Raw genomic sequence first — 1,182 nt, 5'->3', positions numbered from 1 at the left:
GTCTCGCAATAAGTCTTGCCCAACCTCTGAAGCATATTCTTCAAAATATTGCTCAACCCATGCTGTAATATCTTGTTGGAACGAACCTAAATCTTTGGGTTCCATATCAGGTTTGAGTTCATTTAAAGCTACATCTGAAAATAATTGATTGATGTCACCCCATCGACGGTAAATGGTTGAAGGCGTAACCCCTGCCTGCGCTGCAATCATAGGAATAGTAATTTGGCTCTGCTCAAAATCTTTTTGTAGTTCTTTTACAGCTTGATGTACCGCAGTTTGTATTCTTTCGCTGCGTCCACCAGGGCGTAATCCAGTAACAACTTTTGCCATTTATAAACTCTGTAAAGGGATCAAAAAAATTTATAAATATTTATAACTATATACAAAATACACTAAAGCTAAGGATTTGCTTTAGTGGAAAAATAATGTATAAAAGCTAAATATTTGCTTTTATATTATTCATCTTATATGAACAATTCAAGTTCAAAACGGTCAAGAGCTGTTTTTCAATTAGATGCGGCCAGTGCTTTGACACTTAATACCATCACGCTCATGACATTCATGGCTGCATCTAGTGCGCCGACACCACTCTACCGTCTATACCAACAGCTTTGGCAATTTTCACCGGTTACATTGACTTTGATTTTTGCCACCTATGCTTTTACGCTGCTTGGCTCATTACTCATTATTGGTTCTTTGTCTGACTATATTGGACGCCGCCCAGTCATTATTGCAGCTATTTCTCTGCAAATTATTTCAATGAGCTTTTTCTTATTTGCTTCAGATGTTTCGATGTTATTCATTGCACGAGGCTTACAAGGAATCGCAACAGGGCTTGCTGTTTCAGCTATAGGCGCAGCAATTTTAGATTTTAGTAAGCTTCATGGTTCACTAATTAATAGTATTGCACCAATGATAGGTATGGCTGTTGGGATTTTTCTGACTTGTTCTATTTTGCAATTCTCTGCCCACCCCTTACAGCTTGTTTTTGAGTTATTATGTTTTCTTCTTATTTGTGAACTCATTTTAAGTTTTCTTACTCCAGAAACCGCACAAAGAAGATCCGGTGCACTTGCTTCATTAAAACCCAATATGGCCATTCCGTCACAGACAAAAAGCGCTTTATTGAGTATTAGCCCGATTAACATTGCACTTTGGATGGTCAGTGGTTTCTTTCTATCA

At 37.7% G+C, this 1,182-nt stretch carries 2 protein-coding genes; one reads left to right on the top strand and one right to left on the bottom strand.

Features of this window, described 5'->3' with window-relative positions; translation table 11 throughout:
• Positions 1-330: TetR/AcrR family transcriptional regulator (locus VXQ92_RS19530; RefSeq protein WP_416682909.1), on the bottom strand; the 330-nt coding region annotated here is incomplete at its 3' end.
• 138 nt (positions 331-468) lie between these two features.
• Here VXQ92_RS19530 and VXQ92_RS19525 point away from each other — a divergent pair.
• A partial coding sequence (locus tag VXQ92_RS19525; protein ID WP_416682908.1) for an MFS transporter occupies positions 469-1,182 on the top strand: 714 nt, incomplete at its 3' end.

The organism is Acinetobacter sp. 228, assembly GCF_048147885.1.
Note: the sequence above shows the minus strand (reverse complement) of the source record. Positions and strands in the feature narration are given on the sequence as shown.